Below are 19098 nucleotides of genomic sequence, written 5' to 3'. Positions count from 1 at the left end.
CCCCCGGTGAATGAGCCTTCAGGCCAGCAGGACCGGACGGGATTGCGTCCTCTTAAACGCCATTCACGCTCGGCAAGATTATCCCTTTGGGCCAAGCCCTCACTAAAACAGGATTACTCATGTCCTTTGCTTCCCTCGGTCTCTCCGAGGCTTTAGTCGGCGCCATCGAAGCCGCCGGCTACACCCAGCCTACTCCGGTGCAACAGCGGGCCATCCCCGCCGTGTTGCAAGGTCGCGATCTGATGGTCGCGGCACAGACAGGTACTGGTAAAACCGGCGGTTTCGCCCTTCCGATCCTGGAGCGGTTGTTTCCCAACGGTCACCCGGACAAATCCCAGCGTCACGGCCCGCGCCAACCCCGCGTACTGGTCCTGACCCCGACTCGCGAACTGGCCGCGCAAGTGCATGACAGCTTCAAGCTGTACGCCCGCGACCTGAAGTTCGTCAGCGCCTGCATCTTCGGCGGCGTCGGCATGAACCCCCAAGTCCAGGCCATGGCCCGTGGCGTGGACGTGCTGGTGGCATGCCCCGGCCGCCTGCTGGACCTGGCCGGCCAAGGCAGCGTCGACCTGTCCCACGTGGAAATCCTGGTGCTCGACGAAGCCGACCGCATGCTCGACATGGGCTTCGTCCATGACGTGAAAAAGGTCCTCGCGCGCCTGCCGGCCAAGCGTCAGAACCTGCTGTTCTCCGCGACCTTCTCCAAGGACATCACGGACCTGGCCGGCAAGCTGCTGCACAACCCCGAGCGCATCGAAGTCACGCCGCCCAACACCACGGTTGAGCGCATCGAACAGCGGGTATTCCGCCTGCCGGCCAGCCACAAGCGCTCGCTGCTGGCGCACCTGATCACCGCCGGCGCCTGGGAACAGGTGCTGGTGTTCACCCGCACCAAGCACGGCGCCAACCGCCTGGCCGAGTACCTGGACAAGCACGGCCTGAGCGCCGTGGCGATCCACGGCAACAAGAGCCAGAACGCCCGCACCAAGGCCCTGGCCGACTTCAAGGCCGGCGACGTGCGGATCCTGGTGGCCACCGATATCGCCGCCCGCGGCCTGGATATCGACCAACTGCCCCACGTGGTCAACTTCGAGCTGCCTAACGTCGACGAAGACTACGTGCACCGTATCGGTCGTACCGGCCGTGCCGGTCGTTCGGGCGAAGCCATCTCCCTGGTGGCTCCGGACGAAGAGAAACTGCTGAAAAGCATCGAGCGCATGACCAAGCAGAAGATCGCCGACGGCGACCTGATGGGCTTCGATGCCAGCGCCGTGGAAGCCGAGAAGCCGGAAGTGCGCGAGCGTCCGGACGTGCGCAACCCGCGCAATCCTCGCGGCCCACGGGGCGACGGCCCGAACGGCGGTGGCGGCGGTGGTGGCCGCAAGGACAAGGGCAAGGACAAGGGCGGCAAAGACAAGCCAGCCCGTGGCGAGCGCCCGGCCCGCGAGCACAAGCCTCGTGAAGGCACTCCAGCCCGCGAACAGCGTCAGCCGACGCCCCGTGCCGATCGGGCACCGGACGAGTTCCTCGACGACGACGTGGACAACTTTGGTAACCGCGCTGACTACGTCAGCCCGTACCAGAACAAGAACAACCAGGGTCGTGGCCGCCGCCCAGGGGCTCCGGCCCAGGGTGCAGGCGCCGGTGCCGGCAATCCGCCTCGCGGCGGCGGCCAGGGTCGCTCCGGCAACCCGCGCAACAGCAACGGCAGCACCACCGGCACCGCGCCCGCCAAGCGCAACAGCGGTCCGCGCAACGGCGCCCCGCGTGACAGCCAGGGCCGTCGCGACGAGTCGCGCAATCGCCGCCCGAACCGGGACGACCAGTCCCGCCAGGAACCGGCCGTGCAGAACCCTCGGAGCAACCAGCCGAAGATCATGCACAAAGAGTCCAAGATCGATCGTTTCCCGACGCCAGAGCAACTGGACCAGTTGCCAAGCCGTCCGCGGGGCGAGAAACCAGCGCTGCTGACCCGCAATCGCTGAGTCGCTGCGCTGAAATGAACAACGCCCCTGGTCGCAAGACCCGGGGCGTTTTTTATGGCGAATGGTCGAGGCCGCTTTCTGTAGCCGCTGCCGCAGGCTGCGAACGACGGGGAACCCGGCGCCAGGGCCTGCCAGGCTCACCGGGGCGCATGACGGGCAATAAAAAACGCCCCCGATTTGTGGTCGGGGGCGCTTTTTTGCCTTGGCGCAGGTTGCGATCAGTCCAATAAAGGCTGTGCGAATTGAATCGCGAAGGCCCTGCGGGCCTTATCGCAGCCTGTGGCAGCGGCTACAGGCGAAGCATTACTTCGCTTTGACACCTTCGAAGCTGATGTACAGGTCGACGTTGTTCGACGCCGGGCCCAGGTCCATCATCTTGCCGAAATCCTGGCGATTGATGCTGGTGGTGCCTTCGAAGCCGGCACGGTAGCCGCCCCATGGATCCTTGCCTTCACCCAGGAAAGTGGCCTTGACCACCACCGGCTTGGTCACGCCGTGCAGGGTCAGGTCGCCCGCCACGTCGGCGGTCAGCTTGCCATCGGCATTCTTGCCGGTGGGCTTGACGCTGGTGGAGACGAACTTGGCGTCGGCAAACTTGCCAGCGTCCAGGAAGTCCTTGCTGGTGATGTGCTTGTCACGTTCGGCGTGGTTGGTGAACACGCTGGCGGTGCGCACGTTGACTTCGATCTTGGCGTCTTCAGGCTTGGCCGCGTCGAAGCTGAACTTGCCGTCCAGGTCCTTGAAGGTACCGGTGATGAAGCTGTAGCCCAGGTGGCTGATCTTGAAGTCGACGAAGGCGTGCTGGCCTTCCTTGTCGATCACGTAGTCCGCTGCCATCACTTGACCGGCCGCCAATACAGCAGATCCGATTGCCAGTGCGGCGAGAGTCTTTTTCAACATGCTTTCTATTCCTTTTGAGTCAAGGTTGAACATCAGGCTTTGCGGCCCAGCATACGGGTGAGGGTCGCATCACGATCGATAAAGTGGTGCTTCAAGGCGGCCAGGCCATGGATGCCGGCGAAGATCACCAGCGCCCAGGCCAGGTACAGATGCACCACACCTGCTACATCCGCCTGGTCCGGCAGTCCGGAAACCAGGGCAGGAACTTCAAACAAGCCAAACACCGGGATACCCACGCCGTCTGCGGTGGAAATCAGGTAGCCGGCAATCATCACCGCGAACAGACCCAAGTACAGGAACCCATGCCCCAACTTGGCCCCCAGGCGGGTCAGACGTCCATGATTGGCCGGTGCCGGTGGTGGTGGGCTGACAAACCGCCACAACACCCGCAGCAGCATGATCGCAAACAGCGTCAGGCCAATGCTCTTGTGCAGGTCCGGCGCGTCTTTGCGCCAGGCGCTGTAGTAGTCGAGACCGACCATCCACAGGCCCAGGGCGAACAGACCGAAGACCGCCAGGGCCACGCCCCAGTGCAGAACAATGCTTACCCAGCCGTAGCGAGAAGAAGAATTACGTAACTGCATCAGTTGCATCCTGTAAGAAACGCTGACCAAGACTAGCGATTTACCTATCGAATTAAAGCGAAAAAATTTGCTTTGAAATATCGAGAAATACGATCGGTACTCTGGGCTCGGGGTATTAAGAAAAGATTAAGGGCGTTTTCTGACGCTTTCGAGGCGCTCGCCGCCAGTGCCCTGGCAGTGAGCACCTGCGTCTTTACCCTGGGCCGCGCCGTCCCCGGTTGCCGCCTCACACAATAGGTTGTCCCGCGGCCATGCATTGCATAGGCTTGCCCGATTGTTCGCCCGCCCCCTCAGCGAGCTGCCTCCAGGAGACTGTACATGGGCCTGAATAACCAGTGGATGCAACGCGATCTTGCGGTGTTGTGGCATCCCTGCACCCAGATGAAAGACCACGAGCAACTGCCGTTGATCCCCATCAAGCGCGGTGAAGGCGTCTGGCTGGAAGATTTCGAAGGCAAACGTTACCTGGACGCGGTCAGTTCCTGGTGGGTCAACGTCTTCGGCCACGCCAACCCGCGCATCAACCAGCGCATCAAGGACCAGCTGGACCAGCTGGAGCACGTGATCCTCGCCGGTTTCAGCCACCAGCCGGTGATCGAGCTGTCCGAGCGCCTGGTCAAGATCACCCCCGAAGGCCTGACCCGCTGCTTCTACGCCGACAACGGTTCGTCGTGCATCGAAGTGGCGATGAAGATGAGCTTTCACTACTGGATCAACCGCGGCCAACCGAACAAGAAGCGCTTCGTCACCCTGAGCAACAGCTACCACGGTGAAACCATCGCCGCGATGTCGGTGGGCGACGTGCCGCTGTTCACCGAAACCTACAAGGCCCTGCTGCTGGACACCCTCAAGGTGCCGAGCCCGGACTGCTACCTGCGCCCCGAGGGCATGAGCTGGGAGGAGCATTCGCGAAACATGTTCGCCGCCATGGAACAGACCCTGGCCGAACACCACGAAACAGTGGCTGCAGTGATCGTCGAACCGCTGATCCAAGGCGCCGGCGGCATGCGCATGTACCACCCGGTGTACCTCAAGCTGTTGCGCGAGGCCTGCGACCGCTATGGCGTGCACCTGATCCATGACGAGATCGCCGTCGGCTTCGGCCGCACCGGCACGATGTTCGCCTGCGAGCAGGCCGGCATCCGCCCGGACTTCCTGTGCCTGTCCAAGGCCCTGACCGGCGGCTACCTGCCCCTGGCCGCATGCATGACCACCGACGAGGTCTACAGCGCCTTCTACGACGACTACCCGACCCTGCGCGCCTTCCTCCACTCCCACAGCTACACCGGCAACCCGCTGGCCTGTGCGGCGGCCCTGGCGACCCTGGACATCTTCGAGCAGGACAAGGTCATCGAGAACAACCGCGCCCTGTCCCAGCGGATGGCCAGTGCCACCGCGCACCTGGTGGATCACCCCCACGTCGCCGAAGTGCGCCAGACCGGCATGGTCCTGGCCATCGAGATGGTCCAGGACAAGGCCAGCAAGACCGCCTACCCCTGGCAGGAGCGCCGCGGCCTGAAGGTGTTCCAGCATGCCCTGGAGCGCGGCGCGCTGTTGCGCCCCCTGGGCAGCGTGGTGTACTTCCTGCCGCCCTACGTGATCACCCCGGAGCAGATCGACTTCCTCGCCGAAGTCGCCAGCGAAGGCATCGACATCGCCACCCGCGACAGCGTCAGCGTGGCCGTGCCCAAGGACTTCCACCCCGGCTTTCGCGATCCGGGCTAGAGCGGGTCATTGATCGTGGCGAGGGAGCTTGCTCCCGCTGGACCGCGCAGCGGTCGCCAAACCCGGTTGTGCGGGTGCCCGGCGGATTCAACGACGGCTTCGCCGCCGACCGGGAGCAAGCGCCCTCGCCACAGAATGCCGTCCACCGATTCACCTTCAACAGAGAACCCAGATGAGATTGTCCCGCTTCTTTATCGACGCCCCCCTGAGCCTCGGCGAGCACGAACTGCCGGAAGCCCAGGCCCACTACATCGGGCGCGTGCTGCGCATGGCCGAAGGCGCTGCGCTGCAAGTGTTCGACGGCTCGGGAACGGAGTTTCGCGGGACCCTGGTGGAAGTGGGCAAGAAGCGCGTGCGCGTACAACTGGATGAAAGCTTCGCCGGTCAGGACGAATCGCCACTGCAGATTCACCTTGGCCAGGGCCTGTCCCGCGGTGAACGCATGGACTGGGCGATCCAGAAAGCCACGGAGCTTGGGGTCAGCGAAATCACCCCGATCTTCAGCGAGCGCTGCGAAGTGCGGCTCAAGGACGAACGCGCCGACAAGCGCCTGCTGCACTGGCGCCAGGTGGCCATCAGCGCCTGCGAGCAATGCGGTCGTTCCCGCGTTCCGCTGATTCATCCGCCCGTGCTGCTGGCGGACTGGATCAAGCAGACCCAGGCCGACCTGAAGCTGGTGCTGCACCCGGTGGCCCAGCCCCTGGAAAGCCACGCCAAACCCCAGACCCTGGCCTTCCTGATCGGCCCGGAAGGCGGCCTGTCCGATGCCGAAGTGGAGCAGGCCCACAGCGCTGGCTTCCTGCCTGCCCGCCTCGGCCCTCGCGTGCTGCGCACCGAAACCGCCCCGGTGGTCGCCCTGGCCGTGGCCCAGCAACTGTGGGGCGATTTCTAACCCCTCCCTAGCCCGCTACAACAGCCCGGCATCCACGGCGGCGCCACAGCCGGTTATTCCACCGGGTCGCTGGTGGGCTGGGCGATGATGGCTTTCAGCTCGGCAGTCATGGGGAATTCCAGGTTCAGGCCCTTGGGCGGAATCGGCTGCTGGAACCAGCGCTGGTAGATGCCGTTGATCTCCCCGGAACGGTACAGGTCCGCCAGGGCGCCGTTGACCAGCGCCAGGAACTGCGGATCGTCCTTGCGCACCATGCAGCTGTAGATCTCCCGCGACTGCTCTTCCCCCACCACCACCCAATTGTGCGGATCGCGGGCCTTGGCCCGTTCGCCGTAGAGCAGCGCGTCATCCATGTAGAACGCCGCCGCGCGCCCCGACTGCAGCATCTGGAAGGCCTCGCCGTGGTCCTTGGCACTGATCACGAACATATCGATCTTGTGCTCGACGTTGTAGTTCTTGAGAAAACGCTCGTTGGTGGTGCCCGCCGTGGTCACCACGTTCTTGCCCCGCAAGTCGGCGAAGCTCTTGATCCCGCTGTCCTTGGCCGTCAGCAGCTGGCCCTTGACGTAGATGAAGCCGTAGGAGAACGCCACCTGCTTCTGCCGCTCGGCGGTGACCCCGGTGGAGCCGCATTCCAGGTCCACGGTGCCGTTCTGCACCAGGGGAATGCGGGTCTGCGAGGTCACCAGGTTGTACTTCACCTTCAGCTTGGGCAGGTGCAACTGCTGCTGGATGCGCTCCACCACCTTGCTCGCCAGCTCCACCGAATAGCCCATGGGCTGGCCGCTGTTATCCCCCACGTAGGAAAAGGGCACCGAGGCATCGCGATAACCCAAGGTAATACTGCCGCTGTTGGCGATCTTGGCCAGGGTGCCGTCCAGGGGCGCCTCGTTGGCCTGGGAAACGGCGCTGAACAACAGCCCCAGGGTGCAGCCGAGCAACGTGATCTTATGCATTGTTATTCTCCGTTGTGGGTAAGGGCGGCTCAGCGGCGAACCGCGATGACGCTGATTTCGACAAGGATCTGCGGGCGCGCCAGGGCCGCCTGCAAGGTGGTGCGCGCCGGCGCCTGGCCGGGAGACAGCCAGGCCGACCAGACTTCGTTCATCACCGCGAAATCGGCCTGGATATCCTTGAGGTAGATGGTCGCGCTCAAGAGATGGTCCTTGTCGCTGCCGGCCTCGGCCAGCAGGCTATCTATCTTCGCCAGCACCTCGCGGGTCTGGCCGCCGATGTCGCTGCTGGCCCCAGGCACCTGCCCGGAAAGGAACACCAACCCGGCAAAGGTCACCGCGCCACTCAGGCGCTCGTTGCTGTGGATACGCTGGATACTCATCTGAAGACTCCTGTTGAACGTTCAGGCGACGCGGGGCGTCAGGCCCTGCATGTCGATGCTGGTGCAGCGCTGGCCGATCAGCTCGCCCAGCAACTGGCCGCTGCCACAGGCCAGGGTGAAACCCAGTGCGCCATGGCCGAGGTTGAGCCACAGGTTGCGGTAGGCGGTGGCGCCGATCAGCGGCACGCCGCTGGGGGTGGCCGGGCGCATGCCAGCCCATTCGCTGGCGGCCTGATAATCGCCGGCGGCGGCGAAGGTCTGCTCGGCCTGCCGGCGCATCAGGGCCAGGCGTGCCGGGTCCGGGGACGGATCGAAACCGACGATGTCGACCATCGCCGCCACCCGCAACTGCTGGCCAATGCGCGCGTAGACGATCTTGCGGTTGTAGTCGGTGATGCTGATCTCCGGCGCCCGGTGCTGCGGGCCGATGGGTACGCTGAGGCTGTAGCCCTTGAGCGGATACAGCGGCAGCTTGAGCCCCGGCAGGCGCAACTCGGGGCTGCGGTGCCCGGCGGCCAGCACCAGATGCTCCACCGGCAATTGGCGCTCGCCCAGGTCGATGGACTGGACCCGATCCCCCACGTGGCGGATGGCCCGGACCCGCTGGCCGAGAAGAATTTCGCAACGCCCGGAAGCCCGCAGCCGCGCCGCCAGTTGCTGGCAGAACGCGTGGCAGTCGGCCACTTCTTCATCCGGGGTATAGATGCCACCGACGAAGGGCGTATCCCCCAGGGTCGGCTCCAGCACGGAACATTCGGCGGCGGACAACACCTGCTGCTGGCGGCTGTCCGCCAGGTTGTGTCGGGCATGCTCGAAGCTTTGACGCTGGCGAAAGGTCACCAGCTTGCCGTTGCGCCGCCAGTCGAAGCCTTGCAGGCCATCCTCTTCGCGCCAGCCTTGCAGGGTGCTCTGGCTGAGCAGGGCCAGGCGCAGCAGGTGCGCGCCATTGCGCTGGTTCACCGAGTGCCGGCAGGCCCCGAGAAACCCCGCCAGCCAGCGCCACTGCGCCGGGTCCAGGCGCGGGCGCAGCTTGAGCGGCGAGTCCCCCTTGAGCATCCAGCCCAGGGCCTGCCAGGGCACGCCGGCATCGGCCAGAGGCGCCACATAGCGATAGGACAACTGCCCGCCGTTGGCGAAGCTGGTCTGGCTGCCCAGGGACTCCTGAGCCTCCACCAGGGTCACCTCGAAGCCCTGGCGGACCAGGGCGTAGGCACTGGCCAAGCCGATAACGCCGCCACCGATGATGCAAACCTGCTGACTCATGACTGCCCCTGGCCCGTTGTTCGATGACCGATTGTTCGATGGCCCAAGGTTAGGGGCAGGTGACAGGCGCCGGACAATGAATAAAGATGCACCTCCCATAAACAAAGGTTATGGAATGCCCCATGCGCCTGCGTCATATCGAAATCTTCCAGGCCATCCGCCAGGCCGGCTCCATCAGCGGCGCCGCGCAGTTGCTGCACGTCTCGCAACCGGCGGTGACCAAGGTCCTGCAGCACGCCGAATTGCAGCTGGGTTTCCCGCTGTTCCTGCGGGTGCGGGGCAAATTGCAGCCCACTCCGGAAGCCCTGGAGCTGGAACGCGAAGTGGACAAGGTCAGCGAAAGCCTGCAAGGCGTGCGGCGCCTGGCCCAGAACCTGCGTCGGGCGCCGGGCCACAGCCTGCGCATCGGCGCCACCCCGGCCCTGGCCCTGGCGTTGCTGCCGCCGGCCATCAGCGAGTGGACCCAGCGCTACCCGGACAGCCTGTGCGAACTGTCCAGCGCCCACAGCCGCGAACTGGTGCAGAACCTGCTGATGCGGGAAATCGACGTGGCCCTGACCCTGCAACGCCCGGATCACCCCGGGCTCTGCGCACAGCCCCTGGCCGAGGGCGTGCTGGTGGCCCTGGCCCCACGGGACTACTGGCCGCCCGCCATGCGCGGCAAGCCGCTGGCGTTGATGGAATTGGCGGATGCACCACTGATTGGCCTGAGCAGCAGCGACCCGCTGTCGGCGCGCCTCGACAGCTACCTCAAGGCCGTGGAACCGCCGCCGCGGATCAGCATTGCCGTACAGACCTATTCCCTGGCCCGGGCCATGGTCGAATCCGGCGCCGGGTTGGCGCTGATCGACCCCTTCACCGCCCTGGGCGCCTCACCGGCCAGCACCGCCAGCCGCCCGCTGAGCCCGCCACTGCCGATCACCCTGTACGCCGTGACCCGCGCCGCCGAACCACCGCCCCACACCCTGGCCAGCCTGCTGGAGATCTTCGCCCGCCAGGCCCAGGCCCAGTTGGACAGTGCCTACAGAACGTAGAACAGGATGGCGATAAAATGCAGCAGGCTGCCGGCGATCACGAACAAGTGCCAGATGCCGTGGGCATGGCGCAGGCGGCTGTCGAGGGCGAAGAAGATGATGCCCACGGTGTACAGCACCCCACCCGCCGCCAGCCAGGTGAACCCGGCGGTGCCCAGGGCCGCCAGCAGCGGCTTGACCGCCACCAGGACAATCCAGCCCATCACCGCGTAGATCACGATGGAGAGGATCCGCGCCTCGGAACGCGGCTTGATCTCCTGAAGGATGCCGATCAGCGCCAGCCCCCAGACGATGCCGAACAGGGTCCAGCCCCAGGGCCCGCGCAGGGTCACCAGGCAGAACGGCGTGTAGCTGCCGGCAATCAGCAGGTAGATGGAAAAGTGATCCACCTTCTGCATGATGTTCTTCGCCCGTCCGCGCACGCTGTGGTAGACCGTGGACACGCTGTAGAGCACCAGCAAGGTGAAGGCATAGATCGCCACACTGACGATCTTCCACGGGCTGCCGTCGAGGCTGGCCAGCACCACCAGCCAGATGCCGCCGATAAACGCCGCGACGGCCCCCAGCAAGTGGGTCCAGGCGTTGAATCTTTCTCCGTGATACATCGGTCGCTCACCCTTGAAACATGAAAAAACACGCAAGGCTCAGGCCTGCCGTTCGAAAGCGCAATAGGTCTATGGGGGCACGGCGGATAAAAAACCAGCGGCCACTTTCTGACTCATCGGGCATCATCAGCCCCTCATCAGCCGAGGCCCGTCCATGCTCATCGACGAAGAGTTGACCCTGAAAAAGCTCGAAGTGTTTCTGGCCTTCATGCGCACCGGCAACCTGGCCCGCGCCGCCGCCGAGTTGCAGACCAGCAATGTCAGCGTGCACCGGGCCATCCACTCCCTGGAAAACGCCCTGCGCTGCCCGCTGTTCAAGCACGAAGGACGCAACCTGACGCCGCTGGAAAGCGCCTTCGTCCTCGAAGAACGCGCGCAGAAGCTGGTGCAGGACGTGGTCGAAAGCGTGCGCCTGACCCGTGAAGCCGCGGGCTTTTCTGCAGAACGCTTCAAGCTCGGCGCGCTTTACTCGCTGACGGTGAAAACCGTACCGCAACTGATCATGGGCCTGAAGCTGCGCCGCAGCGAACTGAACATCGACCTGATCCTGGGCTCCAATATCGACCTGCTGTACAAGCTCAAGAACATGGAAGTGGACGCCATCCTGATTTCCCTGGACGACAGCGTCAACGACCCGGATTGCGAGCAGTTGCCGCTGTTTTCCGACGATATCTTCCTCGCCACCCCGGCCGATTCGCCCTTCGCTCAGCAGCGCGAAGTCGACCTGGCCGACGTGCGCGACGCCACCTTCATCACCCTGACCCAGGGCTTTGCCACCCATCAGGACGGCGTGCGAGTGTTCAAGCAGGCGGGGTTCGAGCCGAAGGTGGCGATGCAGGTCAACGACATCTTCACCCTGCTGAGCATGGTCAGCTCCGGGGTTGGTTATGCGTTGCTACCGGGAAGGATCGCCGCGGTGTATGAAAACCGCGTGAAGCTGATACCGCTGCAGGCGCGCTACCGCCTGCAGCAACATATCGGCGTGGTGTTTCTCAAGGCCAAGGAGCGCGACCCGAACCTCTTGGCGCTGCTGGCCGAATGCCGGATGTACGCCAATCGGCAAATCACGTAGGAAGCCGGTTCCTGCCAAAACGCGTCATTCACAGCACCGCAACCCGCCGTAGGAGCTGGCTTGCCAGCGAAGGCGTCCATAAGACCTGTGCACGTCTCAAAGGCCCCTTCGCCGGCAAGCCGGCTCCTACGCGCCCAGCAGGCCACGCATCAGCAGGAACAGCAACGACGGCCCCAGCAGGCAGCCCAGGGCGGTGTAGAACGCCGCCGTCAGGCAACCGTAGGGCACCAGCTTCGGATCGGTGGCCGCCAGCCCCCCGGCGACGCCGCTGGAAGTGCCCATCAAGCCGCCGAAGATCACCGCGCTGCGCGGGTTGTTGAGGCCGATCAACGGCGCCACGAAGGGCGTCATCACCATCACCAGGATCGCCTTGATCAAGCCCGCGGCAATCGACAGCGCCATGACTTCGGAACTGGCGCCAATCGCCGCCCCGGTCACCGGGCCAACGATGTAGGTCACCGCCCCGGCGCCAATGGTGGTCAGGCTCACCGCATCGGTATAACCAAAGGCCATGGCCACGCCGACCCCGGCGACAAAGGACGAGCCAACCCCGACAAACAGCGCCAGCACGCCGACGAACCCGGCGCGCTTGAGCTCCTCGACACTGACCCCGAAGGCCGTGGCGACAATCGCGAAGTCCCGCAGCATGGCCCCACCCAGCAGGCCGATGCCCGATAAGAGCGGAATGTCCACCACGCCCTTCTGCCCGCCGGTGAAGGCGCCGCCCACGTAGGACAGCACCAGCCCCAGCAGAATGGCGATGGCCGAGCCGTGCAGGCGGCCCTTGGTAAAGGTGTTGGAGATCCAGTAGGACACCCACATGGTGATCCCGATCACCGCGAAACCGCTGATCAGCCCGTAGCCGCTAATGACCTTCATCATCGATTCGTACATGGCCCTTACCCCGCTGTTTTCTGAGCAACGGCCGCATCCGGCGCCTTGTTGCCGATGCGCACCAGCACCGGCACCAGGGCGAAGGCGATCACCACCGCCAGGGTGCCGGCGAGAATCGCCATCGGCCCGCCCTTGAGCGCGCCGTAGACGTTCTGCTGGGCGGCCATGGCCACCACGATGGGGATGTACACCGCGCCCCAGAACTCCACGCCCTGTTCGGACTTGCCGGCGAACAGCCCGCGCTTGTGCAGGTAACTGCCCAGGCCGATCAACAGCAGCATGGCGATACCGACCCCGCCGACATTGGCCGGCACGCCGATCAATTTGCCCAGCAGCTCACCGATGAAAATACCCACCAGGGTACAAAAGGCCAGGAAGGCCACACCGTAGATAATCATTGTTGTTGTCCTCAAAGTGCATCGTCGAAGTTGTTGCTCTTGTGCTTCGTCAGCCTGAGTCGGTGCTCTATCGGTCGCGGCTTCCCTCCTCACTCAACAGGGCTTGCAGGGTGTCCAGGCGCGCGCCGTCGCAGGCGATCACCGTCCCTTGGACAAACACCCGGCGAGCCAACCCGGTCAGTACCACACCGGGGGGCAATTCGATCTGCAGGCGCACCCCGCGCTCGTAGGCGCTTTGCACGGTGCCGCGCCAGTCCACCACCCGGCACATGTTGAACGCCAGGTCGTCGCGCAATTGCTCCAGCGTGCGCAGCGGTCGGGCCCGGCTACCACTGAGGTAGCCCAGCGTCGGCAGTTGCAGGGGCACCTCGGCAAAGGCCGCGGCCAGGGCCTGGGCCGGTTGTTCCAGCAACGGACAGTGAGACGGCACGCTGACCGCCAGACGCTTGGCCACGCCGACCCCGCAACCCCGGGCCAGCTCGGCCACCGCCTGCATCGCCGCATCGCTGCCGGCGATCACCACCTGGCTGTCGGCGTTGATATTGGCCAGGTACACCGGCGTCTGCGGGCTGTGGACCTGGGCCAGCAAATCCTCCACCGCCGCCAGCTCCAGGCCGATCAGGGCGGTCATGCCATAGCCCCGTGGATACGCCTGCTGCATCAACTCGCCCCGCAGGCTCACCAGGCGCAAGGCATCGGCAAACTCCAGGGCCCCGGCCACCACCGCCGCCGGATAGGCACCGATGGACAGGCCCGCCACATAGTCCGCCTTGAGCGGCGCTTGCAGCAGGGTCCGGGCACTGGCCACCCCGGCGATCAGCAGGCACAACTGCACCGCCCGGGTGCTGGCCAGGGCCTGGGGCGAATCCAGGGTCAGTACGTCTTCCCCCAGAACCTCACTGGCTTCCTGCAGGCAGGCGCGGGTTTCCGCGCTTGGCGGCAGACGCTGGAGCATCCCCGGCTGCTGCGCGCCCTGGCCCGGAAACACCAGCAGGCTGCTCATGCTGCCTGCTCCCGAGAGTTCCAGGGATCGTCGACCAGCCGCGCGCCACTGGCGCTTTTGAGCAGAACCCGGGCAGCGGGGCCGGCCCATTCGCGCAGGGCCACGGCCCCGGCGGGAACCTGCAGTTGCAGGTCCACCGGGCACTCGGCGCGCTCCAGCAGGGCCAGCAGCTCGCGGGCCTGAGCCCGGGAGAAAGGCTCCGGCGTGCGCAGGATCAGGTCCAGATCGCTGTGCTGATGCAGCGCAGCCACCCCAGAGGCCAGCTCGAAACCGGCACTGCCGCTGACGCCCCAGACCAGGCCCAGGGCATCCAGCTCACCGCGCAGTTGCTGCAACGCCTGCAGCGCCGGCAATGAGCGCGTGCCACTCAACTGGCACAGCGCTTCGGGATACACCCCGCGCTGCACCGACTCCAGCGCCAGCACAGCCGGGTAGCGCTGCTCGCGGGTGCGACCGCGCAGGCCGACCGCGATCTGCCCGGGGGCCGTCAGCGCCCGCCGCACCACCACCGGCTGCCCCGCCTCCAGCACGGCAAAGGCCCAGTCCGGCGCATCGGCGGCCAACTGCGCCGGGGTCATGCCCCACAGCAGGTCGTGGGGCAGCCAGGGGCCGAGATCGTTCACCATTGTTCCCGCAGCAATTGGCGGACCCGGCTCGACGCCGCTCGGTTCGACGCTCCCAGACGACCGCTCAGGTCGACGCCCTTGATCCGCACATCGGCGATGGCCGTCAGCAGGCACTCCTCGACCGCGACCAGATCCTCGCTGGTGGGCTGTTCAATCTGCCGCACCGACAAGCTTTCCCAGAGCAGCCCCAGGCCGGCGTAGCTGTCGATGTCATAGGCCATGGGCGGCACGCTGGCGGCCAGGGTTTCCAACTCCTCGACGCTGCGCAGGGTGACCCGCGCCGCCGAAGCCTTGCCCATGGCGTGCACCATCACCCCGGGATCGCGCAGGGCGATCAGGCGGTTGGCCTGATAACCGTGGGCCAGAAAGGCCCCGGACATGGCCTTGCCCACCAGCAGGGCAATCACCGGGTGCCCGGCCAAACGGGCCCGGGCGTAGCTGTCGGCGGCGCCGGCCAGGGCCTGATGAATGCCCAAGGCCTCTTCACGCCGGCCATAGGCCTGGCTCGGCACATCGACAATGGCGATCAGCGCCCGCTTGTGGGGCTGGTCGCGGTCGGCATCGATCACCTCATCCACCGCCTTGGCCAGGCCCCAGCCTTCCAGCAGGCCGACCTCGCCCTGGCGGGCACGGGGAAAACGGTTTTCCGGGTCAGCCACCACGGCGATAAAACGCACCGGCTGCCCCATCAGTTCGCTGTCGGCCACCCGCAGCGACGGCGGCAGGCCAGTTACCGGCGCGGCGCCGCCACTCAGGGCGTTGAACCAGTTCTGGCCCCGCAAAGAATAAGCACTCATGGGCGGTCTCCTTGATACAGGTCGCGAACCGTCGCCGCATCGATTTGCGGCGTGGTGTCCAAACGGGCCAGGCGTTGCAGATAGTGTTCGGCCTCACGGCTGCGTTGCCGCTGGGGCAAGCCAAGGGCCAGCAACTCGCGGACCTGGGCCTGGATCTGCGCCACATCATCCGCCACATAACGGTCCACCAAACCGCTGGCGAAACGCTGCTCGCCGCCGGTCAGGCTCCAGATGAACGGCCGATCCCGCGAGTCGTATTCCTCAAGCCCGGCCTCCTGCTCGATCACCTGCGGGCCGTTGAGCCCCAGGCGCGCTTCCTGGGTGACCACGAGATAACTGCACAGCCCGGCGGCAATCGACATGCCGCCAAAACAGCCAACGCTGCCGGCCACCACGCCGACCACCGGCTGGTACTGGCGCAGGTCGACGATCGCCGCGTGGATGTCGGCAATCGCCGCCAGCCCCAGGTTGGCTTCCTGCAAGCGCACGCCACCGGTTTCCAGCAGCAGCACGGCACAGGTCGGGATGCCGTTGCGGTTGTCCTCGGCGGCCAGCTCCAGGGCGCCGGCGATCTTCGCCCCGCCCACTTCGCCCAGGCTGCCGCCCTGGAACGCGCCTTCGATGGCGGCAATCACCACCGGCAGGCCATCGATGCTGCCCTTGGCGATCACCACCCCGTCATCGGCCTGGGGCACCACGCCCTGGCGCGCCAGCCACGGCGACATGACCCGCTGGAACGGGTCCAGCAGCTCACGAAAACTGCCGGCATCCAGCAAGGCCCGAGCTCGCTGCCGGGCGCCCAACTCGACGAAGCTGTGCTTGTTCAACAACGCTGCGCTGTCAGTCATGGCCGATCTCCTCGAAGCCCTGTTCCAGGCGCAAGCGCACCACCCCCGGGGTGGCGCCGAAATCATGGATGTCGATCAGCAGCGCCGGCGGCGTCTGGCCGTCGAACATGCGCTCGAACAGGTGCTGCCAGCGCGCGGCGCTGCCGTTCACCGAGGTCTGCACCTGGATGGTCAATTTGCCGGGTTGGCCCGGCTCCAGCAGCACTTCCAGGTCGCCGGAGCCGACACAGCCCACCAGGGCGCGGCCACGACCGGGCTGGCCGGCGGGGAATTCAAAGGACAAGGTTTCCATCAGTTCGCTCCCGGGTGAAAGGCGTCGGCGGATTCGATCCGGTCCAACAGCAGGCTGGCCGCCAGCAAGTCGGCGGCACCGCCGGGCGAGGCATTCAAGGTCAACAGTTGCAGGTCCAGCTCATGCAGGCGGCGCCGCCCGGCGAGGCTGGCGCTGCCACCGGCATCGAGCACCGCCTGGGCACCCTGCTGCATGGCCTGCAAGCCTTGTTCACCGGCGCGGTAGAGCACGCAGGTGTCGGCCAGTTGGCTCATGATCGCCAGCAAGGCATCGAGCCGGGCGTTCTGTTCGCCATGGCCCTGGGCGCGGCTGCGCTTGAGCTGGGGCAGCCCCCATTGCAGCACCGCGGGGAAGCCTTGCTGGGCTTCTTCGCGAGCGCCGCGCACGCCATAGCGGATCGCCACCTGGGCGCCATGACTCAAGGGCCGTGGCGCGTAACGATCCTCCAGCAGGGCCAGACGCGCGGCCCGCAGCGCGACACTGCCGGCACGGGTGGATCGCGGTTCCAGCGCGGTGGCGGCCACCAGCAAGCCCAGGGCCCAGATCGCCCCGCGATGGGTGTTCACCCCGCCGGTGGTGGCGAGCATGGCCCGCTCGCCTTCGCGACCAATGCGCCCCAGGGCTTCGCGCAGGGGCAAGCCGACGGCGCCGAACGCCAGCGCCGCCTCGGCCATCTCCTTGAACGCCGGCCACAAGGACAGGGCCGAGGCGTGCATCAGGCCCAGGTGCAGGTCGCTGTGGGCACCATTGCCACGACGGTCCACCAGCGCCGGCTTGGGCGACAGGTCGGCTTCGTCGATCAGCGCGTCCACCGCCAGGTCCGCCAGGCGCTCGGCCAGGCTCAGGGGTGGTGATTGCAGGTTGAGTGCGTGCATTACCAGCTCCTGAACTTGGCGGGCGGGTTGTACAGGCCACCGGACCACTGCACTAGGTCGGCGACGCTCTTGGCCGCCAGCAGCTCACGGCTGGCGTCGGTGCGGCGGATGCCCAGGTCTTCGGGTAAGGCGATCAGGCCTTCACGGCGCATGCGCGCAGTGTCCTTGGGGTTGTGGCGCAAGCCGATGGCGGTCACCCCAGCCACGGCGGCGATCATCGCCTGACGCTCTTCCAGGGAACGGGCCTTGTACAGGTAGGCGATGCCCTCCTCGGTCAGCAGGTGGGTGACGTCGTCGCCGTAGATCATGATCGGCGCCAGCGGCATGCCGCTCTTGCGCGCCACGTCCACTGCATCGAGGGTCTCGACAAAGGTCGGTTTGCCGCCTTCCTGGAAGGTTTCCACCATCTGCACCACCAGCTTCTTGCCGCGTTCGAGCATGGCCTGGGGCGCATCGCTTTGATCCTGGCGCATATCCAGCCAGGCCGGAGTGCCGTGGCGCCGCCCGCGCGGGTCGTGGCCCATGTTCGGCGCGCCGCCGAAACCGGCCAGCCGGCCGCGGGTCACGGTGGAAGAATGGCCGTCGCCGTCCACCTGCAAAGTGGCGCCGATAAACAGGTCCACCGCGTATTGCCCGGCCAGCTGGCAGAACATCCGGTTGGACCGCAGCGAGCCGTCGCGACCGGTGAAGAACACGTCCGGACGCGCGGCGATGTAGTTCTCCATGCCCAGTTCGGTGCCGAAGCAATGCACGCTGTCCACCCAGCCGCTTTCAATGGCCGGGATCAGGGTCGGATGGGGATTGAGGGTCCAGTTGCGGCAGATCTTGCCTTTCAGACCCAGGGACTCGCCGTAGGTCGGCAGGATCAGCTCGATGGCCGCGGTGTTGAAACCGATGCCGTGGTTCAGCGACTGCACCTTGTGTTTTTCATAGATGCCGCGGATCGCCATCATCGCCATCAGCACGTGCACCGGCTTGATATGCCGCGGATCGCGGGTGAACAGCGGCTCGATGTAGAACGGCTTGTCGGCCACCACCACGAAGTCGACCCAGGACGCGGGAATGTCGACCCGGGGCAGCTCGCTGACATCGTCCACCAACTGGTTGACCTGGACGATGACAATGCCGTCGCTGAAGGCCGCCGGCTCGATCAGCGCCGGGGTGTCCTCGGTACTGGGGCCGGTGTAGATGTTGCCGGCGCGGTCGGCCATGAAGCCGGCAGACAGCACCACATTGGGGATCAGGTCCACCACCAGCCGCGCATAGAGTTCGATGTAGGTGTGAATGGCACCGATTTCCAGCAGCCCGTCTTCCAGCAACTGGCTGATGCGCAGGCTCTGGGTGCCGGCGAAGGAAAAGTCCAGCTTGCGGGCGATGCCGCGCTCGAACAGATCCAGGTGCTCGGAGCGGCCGACGCTGGGCATGATCATGTGCAGGTCATGCAGCCTGGCCGGGTCGGCCTTGGCCAGGGAGCGGGAGAGAAAGTCCGCCTGCTTCTGGTTGTTGCCTTCCAGCACCACCCGGTCGCCGGGCAGGATCAGCGCCTCCAGCGCCGCGACGATCTGGTCGGTCGGCAACACCACGCCATCGGCGATGGCCCGCACCTGCTCGAGGCGCCGCTGCTTTTCGCTACGCCGCCGCGACCAGCGCGCGTCGGGGGAAATTATTGTTGTCATGCTCACTCCACGGGTTCGCTGTCGTGGCAGTCACCTTAGGAGTGAAAACGGGGGGCATCAATCAAGCGCGGCGTCGGATCGTTACGCTGAGGGTAATGATTGGATGGCGTGTGGGCTGTAGGTAATGGCAACACATTGGCGGTTGTTGCAGCGCTGGCGGGACAGCATAGTTGCCCGGTCGCCGAGGTATTGGCGGCCGATCTTAGCCGGTCGAGCCTGTTCACGGACGCACAAGCGCTTGCCTATAATGCCGGCGCTTTTTGCCGCCTGGCATTTTGCTATGGCGGCTGTGC

Annotated in this window: 20 protein-coding genes; 5 read left to right on the top strand and 15 right to left on the bottom strand. The window is 65.7% G+C overall.

The genetic code is table 11. The features are described from left to right. The first annotated feature begins 119 nt into the window (after positions 1-119). Positions 120-1985: a DEAD/DEAH box helicase gene (locus tag GGI48_RS17605; protein WP_016966393.1), complete on the top strand. Its 1866-nt coding sequence runs from the start codon at positions 120-122 to the stop codon at positions 1983-1985. Positions 1986-2288: 303 nt separating this feature from the next. Here GGI48_RS17605 and GGI48_RS17600 read toward each other — a convergent pair whose 3' ends face one another. Further along, positions 2289-2885 carry a YceI family protein gene (locus GGI48_RS17600; RefSeq protein ID WP_011063976.1) on the bottom strand — a complete coding sequence of 199 codons (597 nt, stop codon included), beginning with the start codon at positions 2883-2885 and terminating at the stop codon, positions 2289-2291. A 32-nt stretch (positions 2886-2917) separates the two neighbouring features. Then, positions 2918-3469 (bottom strand): cytochrome b, encoded by a 552-nt coding sequence (locus GGI48_RS17595; RefSeq protein WP_179599367.1) that lies wholly within the window; start codon positions 3467-3469, stop codon positions 2918-2920. Between the two features lie 318 nt (positions 3470-3787). Here GGI48_RS17595 and GGI48_RS17590 point away from each other — a divergent pair, with 318 nt between their 5' ends. Together GGI48_RS17590 and GGI48_RS17585 are read left to right on the top strand one after the other, a co-directional pair. After that, on the top strand, positions 3788-5194 hold the full coding sequence (locus tag GGI48_RS17590; protein WP_179599366.1) for an adenosylmethionine--8-amino-7-oxononanoate transaminase: 1407 nt from the start codon (positions 3788-3790) through the stop codon (positions 5192-5194). Between the two features lie 172 nt (positions 5195-5366). Continuing rightward, positions 5367-6086, top strand: coding sequence for a 16S rRNA (uracil(1498)-N(3))-methyltransferase (locus GGI48_RS17585; RefSeq protein ID WP_016968751.1), 720 nt, complete (start codon positions 5367-5369; stop codon positions 6084-6086). A 53-nt stretch (positions 6087-6139) separates the two neighbouring features. Here GGI48_RS17585 and GGI48_RS17580 read toward each other — a convergent pair whose 3' ends face one another. Genes GGI48_RS17580 through GGI48_RS17570 form a run of 3 tightly spaced genes read right to left on the bottom strand, consistent with a single transcriptional unit; the run spans position 6140 to position 8685 of the window. Further along, the gene (locus tag GGI48_RS17580) at positions 6140-7042 is read right to left on the bottom strand and encodes a transporter substrate-binding domain-containing protein (protein WP_179599364.1); all 903 of its coding nucleotides are present in this window, start codon (positions 7040-7042) and stop codon (positions 6140-6142) included. A gap of 29 nt (positions 7043-7071) precedes the next feature. Beyond that, positions 7072-7422, bottom strand: a complete 351-nt coding sequence (locus tag GGI48_RS17575) for a RidA family protein (RefSeq protein ID WP_047306471.1) — start codon at positions 7420-7422, stop codon at positions 7072-7074. A gap of 21 nt (positions 7423-7443) precedes the next feature. Further along, the gene (locus GGI48_RS17570) at positions 7444-8685 is read right to left on the bottom strand and encodes a D-amino acid dehydrogenase (RefSeq protein ID WP_179599362.1); all 1242 of its coding nucleotides are present in this window, start codon (positions 8683-8685) and stop codon (positions 7444-7446) included. A 122-nt stretch (positions 8686-8807) separates the two neighbouring features. On the opposite strand from GGI48_RS17570, the gene GGI48_RS17565 reads away from it, so the two are divergent. Continuing rightward, positions 8808-9719, top strand: a complete 912-nt coding sequence (locus tag GGI48_RS17565) for a LysR family transcriptional regulator (protein WP_179599360.1) — start codon at positions 8808-8810, stop codon at positions 9717-9719. Here the strand turns inward: GGI48_RS17565 and trhA are convergent. Further along, the gene (trhA, locus tag GGI48_RS17560; protein ID WP_103740353.1) at positions 9707-10324 is read right to left on the bottom strand and encodes a PAQR family membrane homeostasis protein TrhA; all 618 of its coding nucleotides are present in this window, start codon (positions 10322-10324) and stop codon (positions 9707-9709) included. The two genes, GGI48_RS17565 and trhA, sit on opposite strands and share 13 nt — an antisense overlap. Before the next feature lie 154 nt (positions 10325-10478). Between trhA and GGI48_RS17555 the strand changes: the two genes are divergently transcribed. Continuing rightward, the gene (locus GGI48_RS17555) at positions 10479-11396 is read left to right on the top strand and encodes a LysR substrate-binding domain-containing protein (protein WP_047306474.1); all 918 of its coding nucleotides are present in this window, start codon (positions 10479-10481) and stop codon (positions 11394-11396) included. 126 nt (positions 11397-11522) lie between these two features. Here the strand turns inward: GGI48_RS17555 and madM are convergent, their stop codons facing one another. From madM to mdcA, 9 genes are all read right to left on the bottom strand, one after another. Further along, positions 11523-12290 (bottom strand): malonate transporter subunit MadM, encoded by a 768-nt coding sequence (gene madM / locus GGI48_RS17550; RefSeq protein WP_102881151.1) that lies wholly within the window; start codon positions 12288-12290, stop codon positions 11523-11525. 5 nt (positions 12291-12295) lie between these two features. Beyond that, complete coding sequence (gene madL, locus GGI48_RS17545; RefSeq protein WP_047306475.1) at positions 12296-12688, bottom strand: malonate transporter subunit MadL; 393 nt, start codon at positions 12686-12688, stop codon at positions 12296-12298. A gap of 67 nt (positions 12689-12755) precedes the next feature. Beyond that, entirely contained in the window at positions 12756-13691 is a 936-nt protein-coding gene (mdcH, locus tag GGI48_RS17540) for a malonate decarboxylase subunit epsilon (protein ID WP_179599359.1), read from the bottom strand. Next, entirely contained in the window at positions 13688-14314 is a 627-nt protein-coding gene (locus tag GGI48_RS17535; RefSeq protein WP_179599358.1) for a malonate decarboxylase holo-ACP synthase, read from the bottom strand. The genes mdcH and GGI48_RS17535 overlap by 4 nt, the downstream gene beginning before the upstream one ends. Further along, on the bottom strand, positions 14311-15114 hold the full coding sequence (gene mdcE / locus GGI48_RS17530; protein ID WP_179599357.1) for a biotin-independent malonate decarboxylase subunit gamma: 804 nt from the start codon (positions 15112-15114) through the stop codon (positions 14311-14313). The genes GGI48_RS17535 and mdcE overlap by 4 nt, the downstream gene beginning before the upstream one ends. After that, entirely contained in the window at positions 15111-15962 is an 852-nt protein-coding gene (locus GGI48_RS17525) for a biotin-independent malonate decarboxylase subunit beta (RefSeq protein WP_047306478.1), read from the bottom strand. Before GGI48_RS17525 ends, mdcE begins: the two co-directional genes overlap by 4 nt. Further along, positions 15955-16254: a malonate decarboxylase subunit delta gene (locus tag GGI48_RS17520; protein WP_016968739.1), complete on the bottom strand. Its 300-nt coding sequence runs from the start codon at positions 16252-16254 to the stop codon at positions 15955-15957. Before GGI48_RS17520 ends, GGI48_RS17525 begins: the two co-directional genes overlap by 8 nt. Beyond that, a complete protein-coding gene (locus GGI48_RS17515) occupies positions 16254-17129 on the bottom strand; it encodes a triphosphoribosyl-dephospho-CoA synthase (protein ID WP_179599356.1) in 876 nt (291 codons plus the stop codon). Before GGI48_RS17515 ends, GGI48_RS17520 begins: the two co-directional genes overlap by 1 nt. Further along, positions 17129-18805: a malonate decarboxylase subunit alpha gene (mdcA, locus tag GGI48_RS17510; protein ID WP_179599355.1), complete on the bottom strand. Its 1677-nt coding sequence runs from the start codon at positions 18803-18805 to the stop codon at positions 17129-17131. Before mdcA ends, GGI48_RS17515 begins: the two co-directional genes overlap by 1 nt. Between the last annotated feature and the right edge of the window lie 293 nt (positions 18806-19098).

The sequence above is a fragment of the Pseudomonas protegens genome, assembly GCF_013407925.2.
Taxonomy (GTDB): domain Bacteria; phylum Pseudomonadota; class Gammaproteobacteria; order Pseudomonadales; family Pseudomonadaceae; genus Aquipseudomonas; species Aquipseudomonas fluorescens_AP.
This window is presented reverse-complemented; position numbering and strand designations above follow the sequence as displayed.